The organism is Microbacterium sp., assembly GCF_031178525.1.
Classification (GTDB): Bacteria; Actinomycetota; Actinomycetes; order Actinomycetales; family Microbacteriaceae; genus Microbacterium.
Window position 1 is genome coordinate 1 of sequence record NZ_JAPSJA010000009.1, and the last position, 23,696, is coordinate 23,696.

At 71.2% G+C, this 23,696-nt stretch carries 24 protein-coding genes; 11 read left to right on the forward strand and 13 right to left on the reverse strand.

Annotated elements, in window-relative coordinates:
- The first annotated feature begins 161 nt into the window (after nucleotides 1-161).
- Both RIF89_RS01500 and RIF89_RS01505 read left to right on the forward strand, forming a co-directional pair.
- Complete coding sequence (locus RIF89_RS01500) at nucleotides 162-533, forward strand: FKBP-type peptidyl-prolyl cis-trans isomerase (protein WP_203135758.1); 372 nt, start codon at nucleotides 162-164, stop codon at nucleotides 531-533.
- A gap of 142 nt (nucleotides 534-675) precedes the next feature.
- Nucleotides 676-1,224, forward strand: coding sequence for a YceI family protein (locus tag RIF89_RS01505; protein ID WP_309067396.1), 549 nt, complete (start codon nucleotides 676-678; stop codon nucleotides 1,222-1,224).
- A 189-nt stretch (nucleotides 1,225-1,413) separates the two neighbouring features.
- On the opposite strand, the gene RIF89_RS01510 is transcribed toward RIF89_RS01505, so the two are convergent.
- Genes RIF89_RS01510 through RIF89_RS01520 form a run of 3 tightly spaced genes read right to left on the reverse strand, consistent with a single transcriptional unit; the run spans nucleotide 1,414 to nucleotide 3,875 of the window.
- Nucleotides 1,414-1,539 carry a hypothetical protein gene (locus RIF89_RS01510; protein ID WP_309067397.1) on the reverse strand — a complete coding sequence of 42 codons (126 nt, stop codon included), beginning with the start codon at nucleotides 1,537-1,539 and terminating at the stop codon, nucleotides 1,414-1,416.
- Nucleotides 1,532-1,867 carry an STAS domain-containing protein gene (locus RIF89_RS01515; RefSeq protein WP_309067398.1) on the reverse strand — a complete coding sequence of 112 codons (336 nt, stop codon included), beginning with the start codon at nucleotides 1,865-1,867 and terminating at the stop codon, nucleotides 1,532-1,534. The genes RIF89_RS01510 and RIF89_RS01515 overlap by 8 nt, the downstream gene beginning before the upstream one ends.
- A 1-nt stretch (nucleotide 1,868) precedes the next feature.
- The gene (locus RIF89_RS01520; protein WP_309067399.1) at nucleotides 1,869-3,875 is read right to left on the reverse strand and encodes a glycosyltransferase family 2 protein; all 2,007 of its coding nucleotides are present in this window, start codon (nucleotides 3,873-3,875) and stop codon (nucleotides 1,869-1,871) included.
- Between the two features lie 120 nt (nucleotides 3,876-3,995).
- On the opposite strand from RIF89_RS01520, the gene RIF89_RS01525 reads away from it, so the two are divergent.
- A complete protein-coding gene (locus tag RIF89_RS01525; protein ID WP_375294415.1) occupies nucleotides 3,996-4,556 on the forward strand; it encodes a GIY-YIG nuclease family protein in 561 nt (186 codons plus the stop codon).
- Between the two features lie 39 nt (nucleotides 4,557-4,595).
- On the opposite strand, the gene RIF89_RS01530 is transcribed toward RIF89_RS01525, so the two are convergent.
- Nucleotides 4,596-5,894, reverse strand: coding sequence for an MFS transporter (locus RIF89_RS01530; protein ID WP_309067400.1), 1,299 nt, complete (start codon nucleotides 5,892-5,894; stop codon nucleotides 4,596-4,598).
- A gap of 189 nt (nucleotides 5,895-6,083) precedes the next feature.
- Here RIF89_RS01530 and rpsO point away from each other — a divergent pair, with 189 nt between their 5' ends.
- Nucleotides 6,084-6,353: a 30S ribosomal protein S15 gene (rpsO, locus tag RIF89_RS01535; RefSeq protein ID WP_309067401.1), complete on the forward strand. Its 270-nt coding sequence runs from the start codon at nucleotides 6,084-6,086 to the stop codon at nucleotides 6,351-6,353.
- A gap of 96 nt (nucleotides 6,354-6,449) precedes the next feature.
- Here the strand turns inward: rpsO and surE are convergent, their stop codons facing one another.
- From surE to aztA, 4 genes are all read right to left on the reverse strand, one after another.
- Nucleotides 6,450-7,193, reverse strand: a complete 744-nt coding sequence (surE, locus tag RIF89_RS01540; RefSeq protein WP_309067402.1) for a 5'/3'-nucleotidase SurE — start codon at nucleotides 7,191-7,193, stop codon at nucleotides 6,450-6,452.
- The gene (locus RIF89_RS01545; protein ID WP_309067403.1) at nucleotides 7,190-8,233 is read right to left on the reverse strand and encodes a PfkB family carbohydrate kinase; all 1,044 of its coding nucleotides are present in this window, start codon (nucleotides 8,231-8,233) and stop codon (nucleotides 7,190-7,192) included. The genes surE and RIF89_RS01545 overlap by 4 nt, the downstream gene beginning before the upstream one ends.
- A 72-nt stretch (nucleotides 8,234-8,305) precedes the next feature.
- Entirely contained in the window at nucleotides 8,306-9,316 is a 1,011-nt protein-coding gene (locus tag RIF89_RS01550; RefSeq protein WP_309067404.1) for a 2-oxoglutarate and iron-dependent oxygenase domain-containing protein, read from the reverse strand.
- A 74-nt stretch (nucleotides 9,317-9,390) separates the two neighbouring features.
- The gene (gene aztA / locus RIF89_RS01555) at nucleotides 9,391-10,050 is read right to left on the reverse strand and encodes a zinc ABC transporter ATP-binding protein AztA (RefSeq protein WP_309067405.1); all 660 of its coding nucleotides are present in this window, start codon (nucleotides 10,048-10,050) and stop codon (nucleotides 9,391-9,393) included.
- A 55-nt stretch (nucleotides 10,051-10,105) separates the two neighbouring features.
- Here aztA and aztB point away from each other — a divergent pair, with 55 nt between their 5' ends.
- From aztB to aztD, 4 genes are read left to right on the forward strand one after another with little or no spacing between them, the layout of a single operon-like run.
- Nucleotides 10,106-10,978, forward strand: a complete 873-nt coding sequence (gene aztB, locus RIF89_RS01560) for a zinc ABC transporter permease AztB (protein WP_309067406.1) — start codon at nucleotides 10,106-10,108, stop codon at nucleotides 10,976-10,978.
- Between the two features lie 17 nt (nucleotides 10,979-10,995).
- On the forward strand, nucleotides 10,996-12,216 hold the full coding sequence (locus RIF89_RS01565; protein ID WP_309067407.1) for an ABC transporter: 1,221 nt from the start codon (nucleotides 10,996-10,998) through the stop codon (nucleotides 12,214-12,216).
- The gene (gene aztC, locus RIF89_RS01570; RefSeq protein WP_309067408.1) at nucleotides 12,213-13,145 is read left to right on the forward strand and encodes a zinc ABC transporter substrate-binding protein AztC; all 933 of its coding nucleotides are present in this window, start codon (nucleotides 12,213-12,215) and stop codon (nucleotides 13,143-13,145) included. Before RIF89_RS01565 ends, aztC begins: the two co-directional genes overlap by 4 nt.
- 23 nt (nucleotides 13,146-13,168) lie before the next feature.
- Nucleotides 13,169-14,371 (forward strand): zinc metallochaperone AztD, encoded by a 1,203-nt coding sequence (aztD, locus tag RIF89_RS01575; protein ID WP_309067409.1) that lies wholly within the window; start codon nucleotides 13,169-13,171, stop codon nucleotides 14,369-14,371.
- Between the two features lie 44 nt (nucleotides 14,372-14,415).
- On the opposite strand, the gene RIF89_RS01580 is transcribed toward aztD, so the two are convergent.
- Nucleotides 14,416-15,579, reverse strand: a complete 1,164-nt coding sequence (locus RIF89_RS01580; protein WP_309067410.1) for an acyltransferase family protein — start codon at nucleotides 15,577-15,579, stop codon at nucleotides 14,416-14,418.
- Between the two features lie 195 nt (nucleotides 15,580-15,774).
- On the opposite strand from RIF89_RS01580, the gene RIF89_RS01585 reads away from it, so the two are divergent.
- Nucleotides 15,775-16,980, forward strand: a complete 1,206-nt coding sequence (locus RIF89_RS01585) for an LLM class flavin-dependent oxidoreductase (RefSeq protein ID WP_375294416.1) — start codon at nucleotides 15,775-15,777, stop codon at nucleotides 16,978-16,980.
- 19 nt (nucleotides 16,981-16,999) lie between these two features.
- A complete protein-coding gene (locus RIF89_RS01590) occupies nucleotides 17,000-17,647 on the forward strand; it encodes a CE1759 family FMN reductase (RefSeq protein WP_309067412.1) in 648 nt (215 codons plus the stop codon).
- Here the strand turns inward: RIF89_RS01590 and RIF89_RS01595 are convergent, their stop codons facing one another.
- Genes RIF89_RS01595 through RIF89_RS01610 form a run of 4 tightly spaced genes read right to left on the reverse strand, consistent with a single transcriptional unit; the run spans nucleotide 17,648 to nucleotide 21,579 of the window.
- On the reverse strand, nucleotides 17,648-18,952 hold the full coding sequence (locus tag RIF89_RS01595) for an MFS transporter (RefSeq protein ID WP_309067413.1): 1,305 nt from the start codon (nucleotides 18,950-18,952) through the stop codon (nucleotides 17,648-17,650).
- A 36-nt stretch (nucleotides 18,953-18,988) separates the two neighbouring features.
- Nucleotides 18,989-19,714: an AAA family ATPase gene (locus tag RIF89_RS01600; RefSeq protein WP_309067414.1), complete on the reverse strand. Its 726-nt coding sequence runs from the start codon at nucleotides 19,712-19,714 to the stop codon at nucleotides 18,989-18,991.
- Between the two features lie 25 nt (nucleotides 19,715-19,739).
- Nucleotides 19,740-20,327, reverse strand: a complete 588-nt coding sequence (locus tag RIF89_RS01605; protein ID WP_309067415.1) for a VTT domain-containing protein — start codon at nucleotides 20,325-20,327, stop codon at nucleotides 19,740-19,742.
- Between the two features lie 46 nt (nucleotides 20,328-20,373).
- Nucleotides 20,374-21,579 carry an aminotransferase class I/II-fold pyridoxal phosphate-dependent enzyme gene (locus RIF89_RS01610; RefSeq protein ID WP_309067416.1) on the reverse strand — a complete coding sequence of 402 codons (1,206 nt, stop codon included), beginning with the start codon at nucleotides 21,577-21,579 and terminating at the stop codon, nucleotides 20,374-20,376.
- A 149-nt stretch (nucleotides 21,580-21,728) separates the two neighbouring features.
- On the opposite strand from RIF89_RS01610, the gene RIF89_RS01615 reads away from it, so the two are divergent.
- Nucleotides 21,729-23,693 carry a GDSL-type esterase/lipase family protein gene (locus RIF89_RS01615; RefSeq protein WP_309067417.1) on the forward strand — a complete coding sequence of 655 codons (1,965 nt, stop codon included), beginning with the start codon at nucleotides 21,729-21,731 and terminating at the stop codon, nucleotides 23,691-23,693.
- Nucleotides 23,694-23,696 lie beyond the last annotated feature (3 nt).

A 23,696-nucleotide genomic window follows, 5' to 3' on the forward strand; every position in this document is an offset into this window, starting at 1 on the left:
CCTCGGCGCATCCTTTTCCTACGCCAACTCAGCGCCCGGAAGTCTCGCAGGCATCGCCGCAGCCCGGGCGCTGAGTGCTGTCCGGGGGGTGCATCTCGCTCTCGGCGTAATCAGCGCGACCTCATGCCCGCCGGCGGCGCGATCGTGGTTCGATGGATCGCATGAGCGCAGATCGCACCAAGCCCGAGTTCGACGCACCGCAGGGCCCCGCGCCCGAGGAGCTCGTCATCCGCGACATCATCGAGGGCGACGGCGCCGAGGCCAAGCCCGGCGACACCGTCACCGTCCACTACGCGGGCGTCGAGTACGACACCGGCGAGGAGTTCGATTCGTCGTGGAATCGCGGCGAGAGCATCCAGTTCCCGCTGCGCGGCCTGATCCAGGGCTGGCAGGACGGCATCCCCGGCATGAAGGTCGGCGGACGTCGCGAGCTGGTCATCCCTCCGCACCTGGCGTACGGCCCCGCCGGCGCCGGCCACTTCCTGAGCGGCAAGAGCCTGATCTTCATCATCGACCTGATCGACGTCGCCTGACGTCCCGAAGCGACCGAAGCGCCTTCCCGCGGGAGGGCGCTTCGTCGTTTCCGGATGCGCGGCGTATGCGCGGGAATATATTCGCGCGCATGCGTATTCTCTAGAAGGACCGCCGCGCGGCGGCACGACCTCAAGGAGAGCAATGAGCATCGAGATCCCCGGCTACCGCCCCGGCACCTACGCGATCGACCCGTCGCACAGCGAGGTGGGCTTCAGCGTCCGCCACATGATGATCTCCAAGGTGAAGGGCGTCTTCCACGTGATCGAGGGCACGATCATCGCCCCCGAGAACCCCCTCGAGGCGAAGGTGACGGCCAAGGCCGATGTCGCATCGATCAACACGAAGGACGAGGGTCGCGACCAGCACCTCCGCTCGGCGGACTTCTTCGACGCCGAGAGCAACCCGACCATCGAGTTCGTCTCGACCGGCGTCCGCGCGGAGGACGGCGACTTCTTCGTCGACGGCGACCTCACGATCCGCGGCATCACCAAGCCCGTCACGTTCGAGATCGAGTTCGGCGGCTTCGGCGTCGACCCGTGGGGCAACTACAAGGCGGGCGCGACCGGCACGGCGAAGATCGACCGCGAGGACTTCGGGCTGACCTGGAACGCGGCGCTCGAGACCGGCGGCGTGCTCGTCGGCAAGGACGTCACCATCACGCTCGACCTGCAGGGCGCCCTGCAGGCCTGACAGCCCCGCCCGCCGTCGTCTCGACGGACGGGCGCTCCGATCGCCCCGAGTGGCCGCGCAGCGGCGACCCGGGGCGTTCGTGCGTCTGGGCCACGTAGGCGGGCGACGGCGTCTGACCGTGCTACGGCATCCGCATGTGCGGCGCGCCCGGATCCCGGTCGCACGGGTGCGCGCACGACGTGGCGCGAGTCAGAAGCCCGGCAGGACGCCGTGACCGATGACGGCGGCGGCCCGCCGCATCCCTCGTCGCGCGGTCGTCGGCACCCGGGCCGCCGGACGCCCGAGGCCGCCGCGCGGGGCGGCGGCCTCAGTCACGCAGCGCCTCGTCGACGGTGGCGCGGGGGCGGATCACTCGATCGAGGTTCGTGAGGCCGAGAACCATCGTCACCTGCTTCGAGGGCGCGGCGAGCCGCAGGTCGCCGCCCGCTTGACGCGCCGTCTTCAGGCAGGCGACGATCGCGCCGAGGCCGGAGGAGTCGATGAACTCGGTCTGCGAAAGGTCCAGCACGACCAGGGCGCCGGGCGCGCCCGAGATCGTCTCCGCCACCTGCTCTCGGAACGTGCGCGCCGACACCATCGACAGACGTCCCCGAGCGACGACGATGCGGGCGCCGTCGCGGGTCTCGACATCGAGCTCGAGCATGTCAGTTCTCCTTCAACTCCGGATGCGGCGACGCGGCGTAGAGCACGGCGCGGATGATGATGCTGAACACCGCGAGGTCGTACAGCACCCAGGCGATGTTCACGAGCGGCGCGATGCCCTCCGCCTGTCCGGCGGCGTAGCGGATGGCGACCACGATCAGAGACAGGATCATCGCGGCCATGACGAACAGCTGAGGGCGCACGAGATCCCAGCGCGGGCGGTCCTCGAGCGTGCGCGTCTTAGGGGTGACGGAGAAGGCGAGAGTCCGGCCGCGATAGACGTTGTCGAACGCGCTGGTGACCGACCGGATCCACACGGGGAACAGCGCGAGCGAGTACTGGGCGCCTCGCCAGGTGGGCCTGCCGTTCGCCACCACCAGGAACAGCAGCTGGTTGAGCACGAAGAACGGGATGAATCGGATGAAGAAGTCGAAGCTGAACGCGATCACCGGCATGGTCCCGAACGACAGGTTCAGCACGGGCGCAGCGACATACACGATCGCGGCGAAGCCCGACAGGTAGCTCCACATCGTGGAGAAGTACATGAGGCGCTGACCGAGGCTCAGACCCGGCTGCACGAGCGGATTCTCGCGGAACATGACCTGCATCGTCCCCTGCGCCCAGCGCAGCCGCTGGGTGAGCATCGTCGGCAGGTCGTCGGGGGCGAGGCCCTTCGCGAGCACCTCGTCGTGGTAGACCGATCGCCAGCCGAGCCCGTGCAGGCGCATCGACGTGGCCATGTCCTCCGTCACCGAGATCGTCGCCAGCGGCATGATCGCCTGCGCCTCGCCCTCGCGGCCCACCTCGAACGCGTCGACGAGCATGCTGATGGACTCCACGGCGGCCAGGGGAGAGAGGCTCCGGTCGTGCAGGCTCTCCAGCGTGATGTCGTCGATGGCGGCGAGCGTCGCGGCGTCGAGCGTGAGCTCCGCGAGCTCTGCCAGCTCGGCTCGCACGCTCTGGATGTCCTGGCCGGCCATCATCGCGCGCACCGCGTCGATGCGCCGCTGGAAGCGGAAGGTGATGTCCGAGAGGCCCTCGCCGTGCGCGAGCTCCGCCTTGACGTCGTCCAACGCCGCCGACACCTCGTCGAGCGCGGAGAGGATACGGGGATCGTGACGGTAGTCCCGCCGCGCCCGCGCAAGGATCCGTCGCGAGGAGCGCACGGCCCTGTTCACGGCGACCGTGACCTCGCCGACGTAACGCGAGACGCCGAGCTGCATCAGCGCCTCCCGCCGCAGGATGGCGTTCGACCCGCAGAAGAACGCGGCGTTCCAGCCGTCCTTCGACTGCTGGATCGGACCGTAGAACAGGGGTGCCTGGCTGCCCAGGGGGTCGGACGGCGGCACGTTCACGAACCACTGCGGCGTCTGGACGAGCGCGACCTTCTCGTCCTCGAACCAGCCCAGTGTGCGGTCGAGGATGCGGGGATCGGGAACCTGGTCCGCGTCGAGGATCAGCAGGAACTCGCCCTCGGTCACCATGAGGGCGTTGTTGAGGTTGCCGGCCTTCGCGTGACGCGGCCGATCGCGCCACGCGTCGGAGCGGCTGATCACGCCGATTCCCTCCGCTTCGGCCAGAGCGCGCAGTTCGGGCCGGTCGCCGTCATCGAGGATCCACGTCTCGTGGGGATAGGTGATGGCCTGCGCCGCCCGTGCGGTCTTCATGACGAGGTCGAGCGGCTCGTTGTACGTCGTCACCAGGACGTCGACGGTGACGTCGTGCCGCAGAGGAGGCGCGTCGTGACGCTCGCGCAGACGCCACGCTCCGAGCCCGAACAGAAGCGAGTCGATCAGGCTGTAGGTCTCGGCGAGGACGAGCGGAACCGCGATCCACCACGCGTCCCAGTTGACGGAGAAGAGCCAGCGCCAGGCGACGTAGTTGATCCCGGCGATCGCTGCGAGAACGACGATCAGACGGACGACGCCCTGCCGGCGGCTGCTCGATCGCCGCCGCCGGTGATTCTCGCGCCTCGTCGTCTCACGGCGCACCGTTGTCTGCACGACCATGAGCCCTCCCTCTCCCGGTTGTCCAGGGTACTGATATGCCGAGTGAACCCCCGCACGCTCCGCCGTGGTGCGGGAGCCCGTCAGCGCGGCGCTGTCCGTGACCTGCCGTACGGTCTCCGCGTGACCGAATCACCGTGCCTGGAATGCGCGACCGCCGGATGTGCGCGGCCGCCGGAGCCGTCCGCACCGGCGCCGCTGTGCGCCGGTCACCTGCTCGAGGTCGCCGAGTGGCGCGAGGGGGCGGTAGGCCGGACGGACCTGCTCCCGTCGCCCTGCGTGTTCTGCGGGGCCCGGCTGGGTGTGCGCTGGCCCAGCGGCTGGCTCTGCGCGGTGTGCGAATGGCGGCAGGGAGACGTCGTCGACGCCGAGCTCCCGCCGCCGCGGATCGACGTCGTGTACTACGTGCGCTACGGCGATCGGGTGAAGATCGGTACCTCGGCGCAGCCGCGGCGCCGCCTCGCGGCGGTGGTGCACGACGAGCTGCTCGCGTTCGAGCGCGGGGACAGGGTCGTCGAGCGCCGTCGACACGAGCAGTTCGCCGATGAGCGGTTCGCGCGTACCGAGTGGTTCCGTCTCAGCGATCGGCTCCGCGCGCACACCGTCGCGCTGTCCGCGGGCGTCGAAGATCCCTGGCGTCTGCACACAAGGTGGATGAGCGAAGCGCTCGCGCTGCGCGCGTGAAGCGCGGAACGGAGTGCCGGAGCCCGACCGCGCGGTCGCTCAGGGCGTCGGGTTCTCGGCGTCGTACTCGCGGAACCGCGTCGCGAAGCGCAGGATCACCGCGACGATCACGATGATCGCGATTCCGCCGGTGAGCGGCGGGAACCACAGGGCGACGGCCGACAGCGTTCCCGTGTAGAGCGCGCCGATCCGCGGCCCGCCGGCCACGACGACCATGAAGATCCCCTGCAGTCGCCCGCGCACCGCGTCGGGCACGGCCGCCTGCAGCATCGTCTGGCGGAAGATCGAGCTGATGTTGTCAGCCGCGCCGGTGAGCGCCAGGCACACGCACGCGAGCGCGATCAGCAGGACGTCCGGGTGGTTCGCATCGACGGGCCCGGCGCCCGAGAGACCCAGCGCGGCTGCCAGCAGCACGAGGCCGAACAGACCCGTCGCGAGACCGAACGCCTGGATCGCGCGCGCGATCCCGATCCCCTGACGCCGCACGGTGCCGATGCGCCCCGAGAACAGACTGGACACGAGCACGCCGGCGGCGATCGCCGCCATCAGCAGGCCCGACGTGACCTCTCCGCCGCCCAGCAGCACCACGCCGATCGCGGGGAACAGGGCGATGGGGTGCCCGAAGGTCATCGCGACGACGTCCAGGATGAACTGCATCCGGATGTTCGGCGCCACCTTGAGGAACGCCAGGCCGTCGAGCACCGAGCGCAGGCCCGGGCGGTCGGTCTGCCCCTCCGGCCGCAGACGGGGGAGCGTCGCGAGGCCGAGGAACAGCGACAGCGTCAGCACGGCGTCGATCGTGTAGGTGATCGGGTAGCTGAACAGCGCGACGAGCACGCCGCCGACCGCCGGGCCGACGAGCACCATGACGCCCGAGGTGATGCCCGTCAGCGCCGCCGCCGATGCGATGAGGTGCGTGCCGACGAGCTTGGGCGTCATCGCCGCCTTGGTCGCTCCGGCGACCGTGCTCGCGGCGGAGTTCACGATCGACAGCACGTACAGCCACCACTCGTCGATGTGACCTGTCCAGGCGAGCACGGCGAGGAGGAGCGTCGAGGTCCAGCCGATCGTCGCGGCCGTGAGCGCGACCGTCCGGCGATCGAAGTGGTCGGCGAGCATGCCGCCGTACAGCCCCGCGATGATCATGGGCACCAGACCGGCGACCGCGATCATCGACACCGCGAACGTCGATCCCGTGAGGGCGTACATGTGCAGCATGACCGCGGTGAGCGTCAGCTGGCTTCCGAGCCCGCCGAGCAGCGTGCCGACCCAGAGCCTGGCGAACGCGGGACTCTCGGTCAGGGGACGGATGTCGACGAAGTGGCTGCGCGCGCTCACGCGCGGGCTCGGATCTCGTGGTGCACGGATCGAGGCTAATCGGTGCAGGATGCGGCGGACGTCGCGCGGTGCGGGACGTGTCCCATCGCTGGTAGACTCTTGTGGTTGCCGTTCGATCGGCCGCGGAGAAAGAGAGCTCGCACATCAGGTGACGGGCGCCGCGCAATGAGGAGAAAGGGGATCGGTTCTATGGCACTGGAAGCAGACGTCAAGAAGGCGATCATCGAAGAGTACGCGACGCACCCCGGTGACACCGGTTCCCCCGAGGTGCAGGTCGCGATGCTGACGCGTCGCATCAAGGACCTCACCGAGCACCTCAAGGAGCACAAGCACGACCACCACTCGCGTCGTGGCCTGTTCCTGCTCGTCGGTCAGCGCCGCCGCCTGCTGGGTTACCTGCAGGACATCGACATCAACCGCTACCGCTCGCTCATCGAGCGTCTCGGTCTGCGTCGATAAGGCAGCAGCGCACCAGCGTTCAATCGTCTTCTCGAAGGCCCGTCCCAGGTGTGGGGCGGGCCTTCGGCGTTTCGCCGGCCGGTCGGGGATCGGCTCTCAGCCGCGGTAGCCCACGGGTCGGTGCGAGACCGGCTCGATGCCCGTGAGCGTGGCGAAGCCCTCCGCGAGCAGGGCGGCGTCCGTGCCCGGCTCCGGCACGTTGGGCAGATCCTCGACCGCGAGCCGGATGTGCTTCTCGTCGCGCTCGCTCAGCGTGGTCTGGACGATGCCGAACGGGGCCAGCGGAGCCTCGCGCACGCCGCGGTGCTGAGGCGTATTCGGGACGTTGAGGTTCAGGACGGATCCGCGTTCCAGTGACAGCAGGAACGGCAGGGTTCCGAGGGCCGTGGCGGCCGCGGCATCCCACTCGAACGCCTCGGGGCGCATGCCGACGTCGAGCGACACCGCGAGGGCCCACGCGCCGTTCAGCCCGCCGGTCAGCGCCGCGCCCACGGTGCCCGAATGGAGGATCGCGCGCCCCACGTTCGCGCCGTGGTTGACGCCCGAGAGCACGACGTCGAACGGGTCGCCGAAGGCGCCGTGCGCGGCGATCAGCGCGATCAGGCCCGGCCCTCCGCGCACGGCGTACGCTGGCAGCTGCTCGAGTCCTTCCAGCGTGCGCGTCTGGATGGCGATGCGCCCCTCCTCCTCGCCCGCCACGATGGAGGCGCTGGCACCGCTCGACTGGCGTTCCGGTGCAGCGATCGTGACGTCGAGGCCCTGCCGTTCGGCCTCGCGAGCGAGCGCGTGCAGGCCGGAGGCATCGATGCCGTCGTCGTTGGTGACGAGCACGCGCGTCATGCGTCCTCCTCCGTCCGTCGCTGGTGCTGCGGATCCTCGTCGCTCTCGGCGAGCGCCGCGAGACCGTCGGGGCTGATCCTGCCGCGGCTCTCGTCCGGATCCGGGCCGCGCTCCTGCACGTCCACCGCGCCGCGCAGCCGGTCGATCGTCTCCATGTCGCCCGTTCCGAGCCCGTGCCGCGTGACGTTCAGGGCCCCGGCCGCGGCGCCCGTGACGACCGCATCACGCAGCGACTGCCCCGTCGCGAGCCCCGCGCACACGCCGGCCGTGAGCGAGTCGCCCGCGCCCCGGTGGTCCGCGATCTCCAGCTGCGGGGGAGTGACCTCGAGCACCGTGTCGCCCTCGCGCACGACGAACGTGCCGCCTCCGCGGGTCACGATCACCGTGTCGGCGCCGCGCGATCGCAGTTCCGCGATCGCGCGCAGCACGGCCCCGGTGTCGTCCTCACCCTCCGGCAGCAGCCCGTCGGCGACGAGCTCCTCGTCGCTGACCTTCAGGACATCCACGCCGCCCTCGAGCGCCGCGGTCATCCGGTCTCCGGCGAGGTCCGCGACGACGCGCACGCCGTTCGTGCGGAGATCGGCCGCGAGTCGCCGGTAGGTGTCGGCGGGCAGCACGCTGTCGCCGTCCGGGCCGCTCAGGATCGCCAGGCCCGCGTCGATGCCCTCGCGCAGCATCGCACCGTACAGCTCGTCGAGATCGTGGCGGCCGAGCGGAAGTCCCTGCGTCTCCGCCACGGCCTCGCGTTCGCCGTCGCGCCGGTCGTGCACGTAGGCGGCGCCGTTGCCCTCGCGCTCGATGCCGACGACGCGGAAGCCCTCGTCCTCGAGCAGCACGCGCACGATGCGGCCGAGCTCTCCCGTGAGGGTGCAGCAGAGGGTCACGCTGACGCCCAGGCGTCGCAGCATGCGGGCCTGCCACACGCCCTGACCGCCGGCATGGACGTGGATCTCCGGGGTGCCCCCGTCGCCGTCCATGCCATGGTCCTCGACGGTGACCGTCAGCGTGGGGGAGGGGGCGAAGACCGCGATGTCCGGCATGGCCTCACGCTAGGCAGGTGCCTTGCCGCGCTCATCCCCCTTGTGCCGGGCGCGCGGCGGCGCTAGCCCTTGTCAGACGCGCGCGGTGAGCAGGTCGGCGTGCCAGCGCTCGGCCACATCCGGGTGCGCGCGCAGGCGCGACTTGAGGGCGTTCTCGCCGTACAGCGAGTGGATGGGGTTCGACGGATCCTGCTCGACGCCGCGGGCCTGCGCGGCCAGATCGGCCGGCAGCTCGAGGATCGGCAGGCGCGCGTCGAGCGCGGGATTGAAGAAGAACGGGATCGAGATCCGGTCCCGCGGGGCGCGCGGCGAGAACACCCGGTGGTTCGTCGCGCGCAGGTACCCCTGCGTGGCGTACTCGAGCATCTCGCCGATGTTGACCACGAAGGATCCTGGCACCGGCGGGGCGTCGACCCACTGGCCGTCGCGCTCGACCTGCAGCCCGCCGCGCTCGGGCTGCACCCACAGCAGCGTGAGCACACCCGAGTCCTTGTGGATGCCGACGCCCTGCTGCGGCTCCTCGGTGTGCACCCCGGGGTAGCGCACGATCTTGATGAGCGTGGCGGGCTCGCCGAAGTGCTTGTCGAAGTAGTCCTCCTCGGCGTGCAGCGCGAGCGCCCATGCCCGCAGCAGCTTGCGCGAGATCTCCGTGAGCTTGTCGTGCCACTCGGTGACGACCTCGCGCAGCTCGGGCAGCGCGTCAGGCCAGAGGTTCGGGCCCTGCAGGCGGAAGAAGTCGGCCGCCTCGGGGTCCGTCACGGTCTCCCGCTCCGGGCCGATGTCGATCTGCTCGCGCCAGTCGACCTTGCCCTGCGTGCGCTCGCCGCCGACCCGCGTGTAGCCGCGGAAGTGGGGGCTCGTGATGTTCTCGATCGCGAGCTTGTCCTCTTCGGGAAGGTCGAAGAACGCCCGCGAGACGCGGTGGACGCGCTCCTCGAGCTCGGGCGAGACGCCCGTTCCCACGAGGTAGAAGAAGCCGACATCGCGCGTCGCGGCAGCGAGGTCGTCGCGGAAACGGGCCGCAGTCTCGGGGCCCTCGTCGAGCTGGGAGAGGTCCAGGATCGGCAGGTTCAGATCGGTCATGCAAGCGACCGTACGTATCCGACTCCTCACCCGCGAACGTGTGACGTCACAGTTCGGCCGCCCGGTGCGGTTTGTTACGCGCGCTCCGCCGTATCGCGCACGGGCGCCGCGATCCGGCCCTCGTTCAGCCGGACGACGCGGTCGGCGGCGGAGATGGCCTCGTCGTCGTGCGTGACGCATGCGACGGCCGCTCCCCGGCGGGCCTCCTCGGCGAGGATCGCCCGCGCCAGGTGGCGGCTGTGCGCGTCGAGCCCGGCGGCCGGCTCGTCCAGCAGGAGGATGCTCGGGCGGGACGCGATCGCCTGTGCGATCAGGGCCCGCTGCCGCTGACCGCCCGAGAGGTCGGCGAAGGGTCGCCGCTCGAGTCCCGCCAGCCCCACCCGCGCGATGGCGTCGGCGATCGCAGCCCGCCGGGTGGCGCCCGTCCGCCGTCCCGGCGAGCGACGCCACGTTCCCATCGCGACCGCGTCGGCGACGGTCAGCGGAAGCGTGTCCGGTGCATCGGGGCGCTGGACGACGAGCGCCACGTCGGCGGTCCGGACGATGCGGCCGGCGCGCGGCGCGCGCACGCCCGCGAGCAGCTCGACGAGCGTCGACTTGCCCGACCCGTTGGGGCCCGCGAGCGCCGTCACCTCGCCGTACGCCAGGCGCAGGGAGACGTCGTGCAGCACGTCGTAGCCGCCGTACGCGAAGCACACGGAGCGGGCGAGGAGGGCGTCACGTGGTGAAGGCATCCGGGCAACTATAGCAATTGATAATCGTTCTCATTTATGCATAGACTCCCGGACCATGCCCCCCTTCCTTCCCTGGATCGCCGCGCCCTTCGGCGCGGACTTCGTGCTGCGTGCCCTGGCGGGCGGCGCGCTGGTCGCCGTGATCTGCGGCGTCGTGGGCACGTGGGTGATCATCCGGGGGATGGCCTTCCTCGGCGAGGCGATCGGCCACGGCATGCTTCCCGGCGTCGCGGTCGCGACGGTCATCGGCGCGCCGGCCCTGCTCGGTGCCGCCGCGAGCGCCGTCGCGATGAGCGCCGCGATCGGCGCGCTGCAGCGCCGGGGACGCCTCACCTACGACACGAGCATCGGGCTGCTGTTCGTCGGCATGCTGTCGCTGGGCGTGATCATCGTGTCGCACTCGCGCAGCTTCGCCACGGACGCCACGACCATCCTCTTCGGCGACATCCTCGCGATCGGCGGCGGCGACATCCTGCTGCTCGCCGCCGCGGCGGCCGTCACGATCGTGCTCGCCGCCGCCTTCCACCGCTCGTTCGTCGCGGCCGCGTTCGACCGCCGCATCGCGCAGGCCCTGGGTCTGCGACCTCAGCTCGCGCAGATCGTGCTGACCGGGCTCGTCACGCTCGCCGTCGTGGCGTCGTACCAGGCCGTGGGCTCGCTGCTCGTCGTCGGTCTGCTGCTGGGGCCTGCGGTCGCGGCACGGGCGTGGACGTCGCGCATCCCGTCCACCATGCTGCTGGCCGCCGCGCTCGGCTGCCTGGCGGTCGTCTTCGGGCTGCTCGTGTCGTGGCATGCGGGCACGGCGGCCGGGGCGTCCATCGCATGCAGCGCCATCGTCCTCGCCGGCCTGTCCGCGCTGCTGCGAGACGCGAGCCGTCGGCTCCGCGTCGCATCCCATGACGCCGAGCCCGTAGGAGCCCTCCGTTGACCGCTCGAAAGGAACCGATGACCCCCCGACGCCCCCTCGCCATCCTTCCCGGCGCACTCGCACTCGTCCTCCTCACCGCATGCGCGTCGAGCGCCTGCGAGGGCCCGCCCGCCGATGCCACCGCTGCCCCCGACGACTCCGCGCGTCACGGGGAGATCGCAGGGGCCGCCGAGGTGGCCGAGCCGCCCCTGCAGCTCGTCTCGATCGACGCGCAGGGGGCCGTGGGCTCCCTGGACCTCCTCGACGGCAGCGCGTCGCGCATCGGAACGGTCGGCGCGCCGGAGTCGGTGGCGACGGACGGGCGCTACGTGTTCGTCGCCGTCGACGGCGGCGTGAGCGTGATCGACAGCGGCGTCTGGACGTGGGACCACGTCGACCACTTCCACTACTACCGGGCAGAGCCGACGATCGTCGGCGAGGTGCGAGGGGAGGGGCCGGTGAGCGTCGCGACCGGTCCGCTGGCAACCGCCGGCGGCACGGGGCTGTACTTCGCCGGGTCGGGCGAAGCCGTGCTGCTCGACAACGCGGAGCTCTCCCGCGGACGCATCGTCGAGACGCTGCGCCTCGACACGGGCACATCGAACGGCGTCATCGCGCCGCTCGGCGACGGGGCGCTCGTGAGCGGCGCCGATGGGACCCTGTCCTTCCGCGGCGCCGCCGACGCCGCGCTCGAGCGTGGCGCCGCGTGCACGTCTCCGTCCGGATCGATCGCCACGCGCGCGGGAGTCGTCGTGGGCTGCGAGGACGGCGCGGTGCTCGCGACTCTGGAGGACGGCGATCCGGTCTTCGAGCGGATCCCCTACCCGCCGGACGTCGACGGAGAGCGCGCGTCGGCCTTCGACGCGCGCAAGAGCCGCCCCACGGTCGCGGCGATCGCCGACGACGAGGGCTTCTGGCTGCTGGACGCGCGGGAAGGCGCGTGGCGGCTGATCCCCACATCGTCGCCGCTCGTGCGCGTCGTGGCGGCGGACGACGCGGACGGGAACGTCGTCGCCCTGGACGAGAGCGGCCGGGTGCGCGTGTACGCGGCCGCGACCGGCCAGGAGCGTGCGGCGACGGAGCCCCTCGTCGATGCTGACGGCCGAGGAGTCGCGCTGTCGGTCGACGCACAGCGGGCGTACGTCAACGATCCCGCGACCGGCGTCGTGCACGAGATCGCCTACGCGGACGAGGCGCGCATCGCGCGCACGCTCGAGACGCCGACGCAGCCCGACTTCTTCGCGGAGGTGGGGCGATGAACGCCACCGGTTTCCGCCGCCTGGCGGGCGCCGCCGCAGCCGTCGCCCTCGCGCTGGGGCTCGCGGGCTGCGCCGCCGCGGACGGTGAGGGCGACGCCGGCGTCGACATCGTCGTGACGACGAACATCCTCGGCGACGTCGTGCGCAACGTCGTCGGCACCGAGGCCGACGTGCGCGTCCTCATGAGGCCCAACGCGGATCCGCACTCCTTCGAGATCTCGGCACAGGAGGCGGCGCAGCTGGGAGCCGCGGACCTCATCGTCTCCAACGGTCTGGGCCTCGAGGAGGGGCTCGCGCAGCACCTGGAGCGCGCCACCGCCGCGGGTGTGCCCGAGTTCGTGGCGGGCGATGCGATCGAGGTGCTCGCCTACAGCGAGGAGCAGGCCGGCGGTGCACCGGACCCGCACTTCTGGACGGACCCGGAGCGGATGCACGACGTCCTGGACGGGCTCGAGGACGCCCTGATGCAGGTCGACGGGATCGATACGTCGGCCATACGCGAGAACGCCGAGGGCTACCGCACCGAGCTGAGCCGGCTCGACGCCGAGATGAGCGAGAGGTTCGCCGCCATCGACGACGGCCGGCGCGCGCTCGTGACGAACCACCACGTGTTCGGCTATCTCGCCGACCGCTTCGGCTTCCGGGTCATCGGTGCGGTGATCCCCGGGGGCACCACCCTTGCGGCTCCGAGCGCCGCCGACCTGCGCGACCTCGCGACCGCGATCGAGGACGCCGGCGTGCCCGCGATCTTCGCCGAGTCGTCGCAGCCCGACCGCCTGGTCCAGGCGCTCGCGAGCGAGGTGGGACTGCACGTCGAGGTGATCGAGCTCTACACGGAATCCCTCACCGAGGCGGGCGAGGGCGCCGACACCTACTTGACGATGATGCGCGCCAACACGGAGCGCATCGCACAGGGCCTCACCGATTGAGGTCATCCATGGAAAGGGAAACGATGAAACGACAGACGCGACTGATCGCCGCGGCGGCCGCGCTCGCGGGAGCCGCGCTCGTCTCGACGGCGTGCGCGAGCCCGTCGACAGCGCCCGGCTCGACGGAGACGAGTGCACCGCGGGAGGAGGCGCCCGCGGTGGGACGTGTCGCTGTGGCCTACGAGAACGGGATCGCCGTGCTCGATCCCGAGACCCTCGAGGTCGTCGGCGAGGTCACCACCGAGGCGTTCACGCGGCTCAACCCGTTCGGTGACGGGCGCCACGTCGCCGTCACCACGTCCCAGGGCTTCCAGCTGCTCGACACCGCGGCGCCCGAGCTCACGGACCTGATCTTCGACGCCACCACGCCGGGCCACGTGGTCGTGCACCACGGACGCACCGTGCTGTTCGACGATGGCACCGGCGTCACCACGATCGTCGACACCGACGCCGTGGAGCCGGGGGCGCAGGAGCTGCCGGAGACCGAGACCTACACGGCGGATGCCGCACACCACGGCGTCTCGATCGTGCTGGAGGACGGCACGCTGCTCACCACGGTGGGCGACGAGACCGCGCGCACGGGAGCCGTCGCGCTCCACCCGCACGACGGGCACTGGGACGAGGCCGCATCGAGCGACGAGTGCCCGGGCATCCACGGCGAGGGCACCGCGGCGGATGAGGCGGTGATCTTCGGGTGCGAGGACGGCGCGCTGCTGTTCAAGGACGGCGCGTTCGTCAAGCTCGACGCCCCCGACGAGTACGGCCGGATGGGCAACGCGTACGTCTCGGAGACGAGCCCGATCGTGGTGGGCGACTACAAGAACGACCCGGACGCCGAGGGCTACCTGCTGAGCGCCGTGACGCTGATCGACACCGCGGCCGAGACCTACGAGGTCGTGGAGCTGCCTGACGACGTGAAGTACACCTTCCGCGACGTGGCGCGCGGCCCCGGCGACCTCGCGTACATCCTGGCGACCGACGGGTCCATCCACGTGCTGGACCCGCAGACCGGTGACATCACGGACGCCTACCCGGTGATCGAGCCGTGGGAGGGGCCGGCCGAGTGGCAGGACGCGCATCCCGCGATCAAGGTGGACGGCGACATCGCCTACGTCACCGAGCCCGCGTCGAACGCCGTGCACGCGGTCGACCTCACGACGGGCGAGACCGTGGCGACCGCGGAGCTGAGCGCCGCGCCCAACGAGATCGCGGTCGCGCTCGGCTGAGGCCGGCTGCGTCAGGGCGGGGCTCCGGGTGACCGGGGCCCCGCTCAGGCGTCCGAGCCGGGCCGTTCCGCCGCCTTCGCGGGGCGCCGCCGCGCACCCGTCGGGTCGATCGCGCGACCCGACTGCGGCGTCACGGCGGGATCGCGGAAGAGCCAGCGCGACCGCGGCTCGACGAGCGGACGGAACACCCACCGCACGGGCTTCGACCCGAGCAGCACGGTGATCGCGACCGACATCACGATCACCAGCGGCAGCCACAGCCACGTCGGCTCCAGATCCCGCAGCGCACCCGATTCGCGGAACGGGTACAGCACGAACGAGTGCAGCAGGTAGATGTACATCGTGTACGTGCCGAACGGCGTGAAGGCGAACTGGCCGCGCGGCACGATCACGAAGAACGCCGCGCACAGCACGAGCGCCACGCCCATGAGCACGAGGCGCACGCCGCCCGCCCACCAGGGCACGCCCGTGACCGGGTCCGTGCCGAGGAAGTGCGCGTAGTCCTGGTCGTAGAACAGCCAGTTGCGCATGTCCATCTCGTGCCAGCCGTCGAGGCCCGCCCACGCGGTCCATCCGGCGAGCGCGAACACGGCCACGGCGCTGATCCGCGCCCACCAGGCCTTGCGCTCCAGCAGCCGCAGCCTGTCGACCACCTCGTGCTCGCGCAGCCACCAGCCGAGGGCGAAGAAGGGAAGGAAGCCGAGCGTGCGCGACAGCGAGAACGTGCTGTCCACGTTCGGCAGGTAGCCCACCCCGATCGAGATCACCACGGTCCACAGCAGCGGCCAGCGCAGCAGCGCCAGGTAGGGCAGGATCAGCCGGAAGATGCCGAGCGCGAGCAGGAACCACAGCGTCCAGGACGGCTGGGTCAGGTTCGGGTCCGGATCGCCTTCCACCAGCCCCTTCGCCAGCCACCACAGCGCCTCGAAGATGACGTAGGGCACGAGGATGTCGGTGATCACGCGCGCCATCTGGCGCCGCGAGGGCGGATCGGACTTGGAGAAGTAGCCGGAGATGATCGCGAACGCCGGCATGTGGAACGCGTAGATCAGCAGGTACATCGCATAGGCGATGTCGGAGTCGTACGTGAGCCGCTGGATCGCGTGGCCGAGCACCACCAGCACGATGCACGCGAAACGGGCGTTGTCCCAGTACGGGACGCGCCGACGCGGACGGGGAACCGAACCGGTCGCAGGTGCTGTGCTCATCCCGTCCACACTATGTCCGAGGAACGCGCGTCGCCGGGAGGAGGACCATGGGAATAGATCTCGTCCCGGCGCGTTGCACGAGGTATATTCAGCCGCATACAAATGACGGATGACCACGAACCCCGCCGGACGACGGGACGGATCGGAGAAGCAGCCATGAGCGAGACCACCACGTCGCAGCCGAGGACCTCGGGGATGCAGTTCGGCATCTTCTCGGTGAGCGACATCACCACCGACCCCACGACCGGCCGGACGCCCAGCGAAGCCGAGCGCATCCGCGACATCGTCACCATCGCCACGCACGCTGAGGAGGTCGGGCTCGACGTCTTCGCCCTCGGCGAGCACCACAACCCTCCGTTCTTCTCGTCCTCGCCCACCACCACGCTCGCGTACATCGGCGCGCAGACCGAGCGGCTCATCCTGTCGACCGCGACCACGCTGATCACGACGAACGACCCGGTGAAGATCGCCGAGGACTACGCGATGCTGCAGCACCTCACGGGAGGCCGCGTCGACCTCGTCATGGGTCGTGGCAACACGGGCCCGGTCTACCCGTGGTTCGGCCAGGACATCCGCCAGGGACTGCCGCTCGCCATCGAGAACTACGCGCTGCTGCGCCAGCTGTGGGATCAGGACGTCGTGGACTGGGAGGGCAAGTTCCGCTCGCCGCTGCAGGGCTTCACGGCAACGCCGCGCCCGCTCGACGGCGTCGCGCCGTTCGTCTGGCACGGCTCGATCCGCACGCCCGAGATCGCCGAGCAGGCCGCCTACTACGGCGACGGCTTCTTCGCGAACAACATCTTCTGGCCCAAGGAGCACTACCAGCGCCTCATCCGCCTGTACCGGCAGCGCTACGCCCACTACGGCCACGGCACCCCCGAGCAGGCGGTCGTCGGCCTCGGCGGCCAGGCGTTCATGGCGAAGAACTCGCAGGATGCCGTCACGGCCTTCCGGCCGTACTTCGACAACGCTCCCGTGTACGGTCACGGCCCCTCGATGGAGGACTTCACCGAGATGACGCCGCTGACCGTCGGCTCGCCGCAGCAGGTCATCGACCGCTACGCCGCGATGCGCGACCACTACGGCGACTACCAGCGCCAGCTGTTCCTGATGGACCACGCCGGCCTGCCGCTGAAGACGGTGCTCGAGCAGCTCGACCTGCTCGGCGGCGAGGTCGTGCCGGTGCTGCGCCGCGAACTGGCGCAGAACCGTCCCTCGGACGTGCCGGACGCTCCCACCCACGCCGCCCGCGTCAGCGCGGTGTACGGCGACGCCGAGCCCCGTCAGGCGCGCCCGAACGCCGCCGGCGGAAACAACCTCACCGTGGGCGGCCCGTACCAGGACACGCCCGCCGCCGCCCCCAAGGCCGGTTCCGCGTTCGGCGCGGCAGCGACCCGCTGAGCAAGGAAGGATCACGATCATGACCGACACCCGTCGCATCGCGGTGATCTCCGCGGGGCTCTCGACCCCGTCGTCCACCCGGATGCTCGCCGACCGCCTCGCGGCCGCGGCCGTCGCCGAGCTCGCCGAGCGCGGTATCGAGGCGACCGCGGAGGCGTTCGAGCTGCGCGACTACGCGCACGACATCACGAACAACCTGCTGGCAGGCTTCGCACCGCCCGCGCTCGAGGGGATGCTCGGAAAGGTGCAGGCCGCGGACGCGCTGATCGTCGTCACGCCGATCTTCTCGACGAGCTACTCCGGAATCTTCAAGTCGTTCATCGACATCCTCGACCGCGAGGCTCTGAGCGGGAAGCCCGTGCTGATCGGCGCGAACGCGGGCACCGCGCGCCACTCGCTCGCGATCGACTACGCCATCCGCCCGCTGTTCGCCTACCTGCACGCGGAGCCCGTCTCGACCGGCGTGTTCGCCGCGTCGAGCGACTGGGGCGGCAAGGAGGACGACGTCGCGCCGCTCAGCGCCCGCATCGAACGAGGCGCGCGCGAGCTGTCCGAGGCGATCGCGGCCAAGCCGTCGCTGACGGAGACCGACCCGTTCGACCCCGACACGTACCTGGGCCAGGGACGCGGCTTCGGTCACCTGCTGGGCGGTCTCGCGGGAGAGTGATCAGGCGCTCTCGGACGCCCGCGCGGTGGGTTTCGCCTCCACATCGTGGTGCGGCACCCACCGCGCTGCCGTGAGGACGAGACCGAGCACGAGCAGCCCCGACGTCAGCAGGAACGGCCACGTGCGGTCCATCCCCGAGAGCCAGCCGGAGATCCAGCCGAACGGGGCAGCGGCGAGCATGATGACCGTGCGCTGGAGCGCCATCACTCGCGAGCGCTCGGCCTCGTCCACGTGCAGCGCGACGAGCGACTCCGACAGCATGAACACCATCCCCGCCCCGAAGCTGTCCAGCAGCAGGCACACCCCGAGCAGCGCGTAGGTGCGCGCATCGGCGGCTCCGGAGGCGGCGGGGATGAAGACGAGCACGACCTGGCCCGCGAGGTAGACACCGAAGCCCCAGAGCGTGGCGGCCTTGAGGTCGACGCCGGTGCTGAGGCGCGGGATCAGGGTGAACAGGAACAGCATCGACAGCAGCGAGCGCACCATCGGGAAGAACGGCAGGAGCGCGTCGGGCACGTGCAGGTGCGCACTCACCACGACCTGCCAGAACGTGCCGTTCACGAGGGTGACCGCCGCGACCAGCGCGGCGATCGCGAGCGCCAGCAGGGCTCCGCGCGAGCGCAGCAGCAGACCCAGGGCGGCGCGATAGCCGCCGAGCAGTCGCCAGATGCTCTCGCCGCGCGTCTGCGCCATCCGGATCTCGCCGCGCCGCGTCTCACGCGACCAGCGATACAGCCAGATGACCTTGGCGAGCATCACGATCGCCGCGTTGACGAACAGCAGGCGCACGGCCGGCTCCAGCCCGAGCTGAGCGACGAGGATCGCCGCGATCGGCGCGAACAGCGCCGAGCAGTCCGCAGCCACCCGCACCAGCGAGTAGATCCGCGTGAGCTGGCTGCGCTCCGCGTCCTCGACCATGAGGCAGTCCCACGAGTTCGACGTCACCTGCGTCGCACCGTTCACGAGCGCGGCCGCGAGGAAGAACCAGAAGTTCTGCGCGAAAGCCCAGATCACGCAGGGGATCACCCAGGCGATCACGTCGAACACGGCGGTCGTCCAGCGGCGTCCGAGGCGATCCGTGATGATGCCGCCCGCGAAGCCGAACACGACCTGGGACACCATGCCCACCGAGGCGATCAGCCCGATCTGCGCGTCGTGCACGCCGAGCGCGAGCATGAACACCGACAGGTAGGGCAGCACGAGGGCCATCGACAGGCCCCACAGCGGCTCGGTCCACACGCAGGCACGGGGATTCCCGCGCAGCGTCACGAGGGTCTGCCAGAGCGGGTTGCGCGTGCGGGTCACCGCAGAAGTCAATCAGGTCCCGACGCCTGCCGCGGCTCAGTCCAGGTGCCGGAGGAAGCGCTCCGGCGCGTCGAGGAACAGCCGCCAGGTGCGCACCAGATCGAGGTCGTCATAGGTGGACCGCCGGATGCCCCACGTTCCCAGCTCGAGCAGCTCCGTATCCGGGAACGCGGCGAGGATCGGCGAATGCGTCGAGAGGATCACCTGCGACCCGTTCGCAACGAGCTCCCGCAGGAGGCCGATCAGCGCCAGGCAGCCCGACACGGACAGCGCCGACTCGGGCTCGTCGAGAATCCACAGGCCGCGGATCCTCGTGCGCTCGCCGACCAGCTCGAGGAACGACTCCCCATGGCTGCGCTCGTGCAGCGGGGCGCCGATGCCGACGTCTTCGAGGTACGTGTAGAAGCCGTGCATCGTCTCGGCCCGCAGGAAGAACCCGCGCCGGGAGGCGCCGGCTCCGCGCACGAGTCGAAGGTGCCCGTTCAGCGGGGACTCCGACGCACGGGTCGCGTGCATCGCGCCGGTCGATCCGCCCTCGGGGTTCATGCCGTAGGCAGCGGCGACCGCCTCGACGAGTGTCGACTTGCCGACGCCGTTCTCGCCCGTCAGCACCGTCACCGGGCGGAGTTCGAGCCCGTCGTCGAGCACCTGGCGCACAGGGGCCAGCGTCGCCGGCCAGCGGCTGCGGTCGGCGGGCGCCAGGGGGTGCTCGTCGATGCGTCGCACGGGCAGCGCGCCGCGCCCCAGGTCCTTCGGTCTCACACGCCGACCCTAGGTCAGCAGACGGTCAGTCGATGGGGCGCACGCGGGCCAGCACGAAGTCGACGGTCCAGCCGACCGCCAGCGCGATCACGATCGACACGATCACGGCGACCACCGTGCCGCCGGGAAGGATGGACGCGATCGCCGCGCCGACGAGCGCCTGGAACGCCGCCCATGCGAGCGCCGCGACGCCGGCGATCGGCAGGTAGCGCAGCGCGGGCACGCTCGCCGCACCCGCGGACAGGTTCACGGCGAGGCGGCCGAACGGGATGAAGCGCGCCGTGAACACCGCCGTGGCCGCGTGCGTGCGCAGCCGGTGCGATGCCCAGTCGAGCGCGCGCTGCATGCTCGGACGTTGGAGCGGGCGCCATGAGCGCGGATGCAGCAGCCGCCCGATCAGGTAGCACGACACGTCCCCCGCGAACGCCGCGAGCCCGCCGATCAGGATGACCGCCCACAGCGGCGGCAGGCCCTGCGCGACCGCGACGGTGCCGAGAGCCGTGACCGCGACCTCGCCGGGCACGACGACCAGGAACGCGTCGGCGAACACGACTCCGGCGAGCACGACGAGCGCCCACGGGTTCGCCGCGAGGTCGGCGATCAGCTCATCCACGACACGTGTGTACCCGTCCCCGGTGAACGGCCGGGGAACGCGCGCCTCAGCGGGTGCGCAGCGCCTCGCCCATCGCCTCGACGGCGCGCTGCATGAGGGGTCGCGGCGTCGCGAAGTTGAACCGCACGGCGCTCGCGCCGACCGCGCCGCACATCCCGCCGTCCGTGAGTGCGACGCCGGCGCGCTCGCCGAAGAACGCCGCGGGTGCCTGCGGCAGCTCGAGTGCCGCACATTCGAACCACGCGAGGTAGGTGCCCTCCGGGGCCGTGTACCGCACGCCCGGGAGGTGCTCGTCGACAAGATCCGCCAGTCGGCGGCGGCTGTCGTCGAGATAGCCGACGACATCGTCGAGCCACGCGCCGCCGGCGGAGTATGCGGCGGTGTTCGCGATCACGCCGAGATTGGCGGCGCCGTGGCCCCACATCGCGCCGTCCGTCTGCCAGCGCCCGCGATCCGCGTCGTTGGACACGACGACCTGCGCGGCCTTCAGGCCCGGCAGGTTCCACGCCTTCGACGCCGACGTCGCGGTCAGCGAGTGCCCGGCCGTGATCTCGTTCACCGACGCGTACGGCACGTGCCGGCGGCCGGGATACACCAGCGGCGCGTGGATCTCGTCGGAGAACACCCGGGCGCCGTGCCGGTCCACGACCTCGCCGATGGCCGCCATCTCGGCGGCGTCGAGGACCTTGCCGATCGGGTTGTGGGGATTGCAGAGGACGAGCAGGCCGCCGCCCTCCGCGAGCGCGCGATCCAGCGCCTCCAGGTCGTAGATCCAGCGCTCGCCGTCGCGCGCGAGCGGCAGCTGGATGATGCGGCGGTCATGCAGCAGCGGCACGGTCAGGAACGGCATGTACGCCGGCGTCGGCACCACGACCGCCGAGCCTGGAGCGCTGAAGTGCTCGATCGCCACCTCCAGCGCGCTGATCACGTCCGGGAACGCGTGAACGTCGGCCGGGTCCACGCTCCAGGCGTACCGCTCGGCGGACCAGCCGGCGAAGGCCTGCGCCATCGCGGTGGCGTCGGCGGACGGCAGATAGCCGAATGCGCCGCGGTCCACGGCCGCATGCAGGGCGTCGGTGATCGACGGTGCGACCCCGAAGTCCATCTCCGCGACCCATGCGGCCAGCCGGTCCGGGAACGCCGTCCACTTCAGGCTCCCCACTTCGCGCAGCGATTCGACCGTGATGTCGTCGAAGGGATGGCGGCTCTGGAACACGCGTGGCTCGCTTTCGTCGGCGGGTGGTTCCTCCATCCTCCACGGCTCCCGGCGCCGAGGGGCGACCGCGGATCGTGACGCTCCGGGGGAGCGGTGGTGAAGGTTCGGGGCAGGCCGGATGAACGCTCGGCGAAGCGCCGTGCCCCTGTCCGCTTCACGGCCGTCCAGGCCGCCACGCTGGAGTCATGAGGGTCGCCCTGGTCGCAGAGTCCTTCCTGCCGCACATGAACGGAGTCACCCACTCCGTCCTGCAGATGGTTCGTCACCTCGAGCGTCGCGGTCACGAGACACTCGTCGTCGCTCCGGACGGCGGGGGCAAGCGCGAGAGCGCGCCGTACGGCAGGACCGAACTGTTGCCGTCGATGCCCATGCCCTCGTATCCGGATGTCCGCGTGGCGTATCCGACGACCGCGCGCCTCGCACGCGTGCTGCGGGACTTCCATCCCGACGTCGTGCACCTCGCCTCGCCGTTCGCGCTGGGGTGGAAGGGACAGGCGGCGGCCGACGCGCTGCGCCTGCCGAGCGTCGCGGTCTACCAGACGGACGTGATCGCCTACACCGAGCGCTACGGCGTCCCGGGAGCCGTGCCCCTCGCGTCGGCGCACGTCGCGCGTCTGCACAAGCGCGCGACGCTCACGCTCGCGCCGTCGTCGGCGTCGGAGGCGCAGCTCGCCGCTCTCGGCGTCGACCGCCTGCGCCGGTGGGGGCGTGGCGTCGACGCCGAGCGCTTCCGACCCGACCGCCGCAGCGAGGGGTGGCGCGCGAGGATCGGGCGTGGCGAGCTGCTCGTCGGCTACGTCGGCCGCCTGGCCGCAGAGAAGCAGGTCGAGGATCTGCGCGTGCTGTGCGGCATCCCGGGCGTGCGCCTCGTGATCATCGGGGACGGACCAGAGCGTGAGCGGCTCGGGAAGCTGCTGCCGGGTGCCGTGTTCACCGGCTTCCTCGGCGGAGACCAGCTGGCCAAGGCGCTCGCGAGCCTCGACGTGTTCGTGCACCCGGGGGAGAGCGAGACGTTCTGCCAGACCGTGCAGGAGGCGCTCGCAAGCGGCGTGCCGGTCGTCGCGACGGGCCGCGGCGGGCCGGTCGATCTCGTCCGCTCCAGCGTCGACGGCTGGCTGTACGCGCCCGGCGACCTGGACGACCTGCGCGATCGCGTGCTGGACCTGACGGGCGACGACGCCAAGCGCCGCTCGTTCGCGTCCGCGGCGCGTGAGAGCGTGGTCGCGCGCACGTGGGAGTCGCTCGGCGACCAGCTGATCGACTACTACCGTGAGGCGCAGCGCCTGCGGCCGCTGGACGACGCATCCCGAGGCCGCGAGCTGACGCGCCGAGAGGGGGTCGCGCCCCCCGAGCGCAGGCCGTGGAAGCGGTACATCGCGCTCGGTGATTCGCTCACCGAGGGCTTGTGCGACACCTCGCGCATGGCGGATGGGCAGTATCGCGGCTGGGCGGACCGGCTCTCGACCATGCTGGCGCAGGGCCTCGGCCGGTTCGAGTACGCCAACCTCGCGGTGCGCAGCCGGCGCGTCCGCGACCTCGTGAGCGAGCAGGCGCCGCAGGCGCTCGCCATGAAGCCCGATCTCGTGTCGATCTTCATGGGCGCCAACGATCTCGTGGGGCACAGCGCCGACCCCCTGCGGCTGGCGGCGCACGTCGAGAAGGTGGTGCGCGACGTGCGCGACTCCGGCGCCGACGTGCTGCTCGTGACGCCGTTCCTGCCCGACCGGCCCGCGGCGCGGATCTTCACGCGCCGCTTCACCCTGTACGCGACCGAGCTGCGCCGGATCGCCGCTGCCACCGGCTCCTACCTGCTGGACGCGGCCGCGCTTCCCGCGCTGCGCGACGGCACGATGTACGCCGACGACATGGTGCACCTCAGCTCACGCGGCCACCGGTACCTCGCGTACCGCGCGGCTGAGGCGCTGGGCATCCCCGACGCCGAGGCGCTCGGGCGCCTCGACGACGCCCTGCACGGTTTCGATCCGGTCGACGACCCTGCGCCGCAGGGCGACTGGCTCCGCACGCACGCACTGCCATGGGTCTGGCGACGGATGCGGGGCCGCACGGCGGGGGACGGCCTGCTCCCCAAGCACGCCGACTACGTCGTGATCCCCGGGCGCAACGCGCCGAAGCGCAGCAAGCTGAGCTGAGGC

Coding starts and splice junctions, on each gene's coding strand:
- RIF89_RS01500 (WP_203135758.1), top strand. CDS start 162: ATGAGCGCAGATCGCACCAAGCCCGAGTTCGACGCACCGCAGGGCCCC.
- RIF89_RS01505 (WP_309067396.1), top strand. CDS start 676: ATGAGCATCGAGATCCCCGGCTACCGCCCCGGCACCTACGCGATCGAC.
- RIF89_RS01515 (WP_309067398.1), bottom strand. CDS start 1,867: ATGCTCGAGCTCGATGTCGAGACCCGCGACGGCGCCCGCATCGTCGTC.
- RIF89_RS01520 (WP_309067399.1), bottom strand. CDS start 3,875: ATGGTCGTGCAGACAACGGTGCGCCGTGAGACGACGAGGCGCGAGAAT.
- rpsO (WP_309067401.1), top strand. CDS start 6,084: ATGGCACTGGAAGCAGACGTCAAGAAGGCGATCATCGAAGAGTACGCG.
- surE (WP_309067402.1), bottom strand. CDS start 7,193: ATGACGCGCGTGCTCGTCACCAACGACGACGGCATCGATGCCTCCGGC.
- RIF89_RS01545 (WP_309067403.1), bottom strand. CDS start 8,233: ATGCCGGACATCGCGGTCTTCGCCCCCTCCCCCACGCTGACGGTCACC.
- RIF89_RS01550 (WP_309067404.1), bottom strand. CDS start 9,316: ATGACCGATCTGAACCTGCCGATCCTGGACCTCTCCCAGCTCGACGAG.
- aztA (WP_309067405.1), bottom strand. CDS start 10,050: ATGCCTTCACCACGTGACGCCCTCCTCGCCCGCTCCGTGTGCTTCGCG.
- aztB (WP_309067406.1), top strand. CDS start 10,106: ATGCCCCCCTTCCTTCCCTGGATCGCCGCGCCCTTCGGCGCGGACTTC.
- RIF89_RS01565 (WP_309067407.1), top strand. CDS start 10,996: ATGACCCCCCGACGCCCCCTCGCCATCCTTCCCGGCGCACTCGCACTC.
- aztC (WP_309067408.1), top strand. CDS start 12,213: ATGAACGCCACCGGTTTCCGCCGCCTGGCGGGCGCCGCCGCAGCCGTC.
- aztD (WP_309067409.1), top strand. CDS start 13,169: ATGAAACGACAGACGCGACTGATCGCCGCGGCGGCCGCGCTCGCGGGA.
- RIF89_RS01580 (WP_309067410.1), bottom strand. CDS start 15,579: ATGAGCACAGCACCTGCGACCGGTTCGGTTCCCCGTCCGCGTCGGCGC.
- RIF89_RS01585 (WP_375294416.1), top strand. CDS start 15,775: ATGCAGTTCGGCATCTTCTCGGTGAGCGACATCACCACCGACCCCACG.
- RIF89_RS01590 (WP_309067412.1), top strand. CDS start 17,000: ATGACCGACACCCGTCGCATCGCGGTGATCTCCGCGGGGCTCTCGACC.
- RIF89_RS01610 (WP_309067416.1), bottom strand. CDS start 21,579: ATGGAGGAACCACCCGCCGACGAAAGCGAGCCACGCGTGTTCCAGAGC.
- RIF89_RS01615 (WP_309067417.1), top strand. CDS start 21,729: ATGAGGGTCGCCCTGGTCGCAGAGTCCTTCCTGCCGCACATGAACGGA.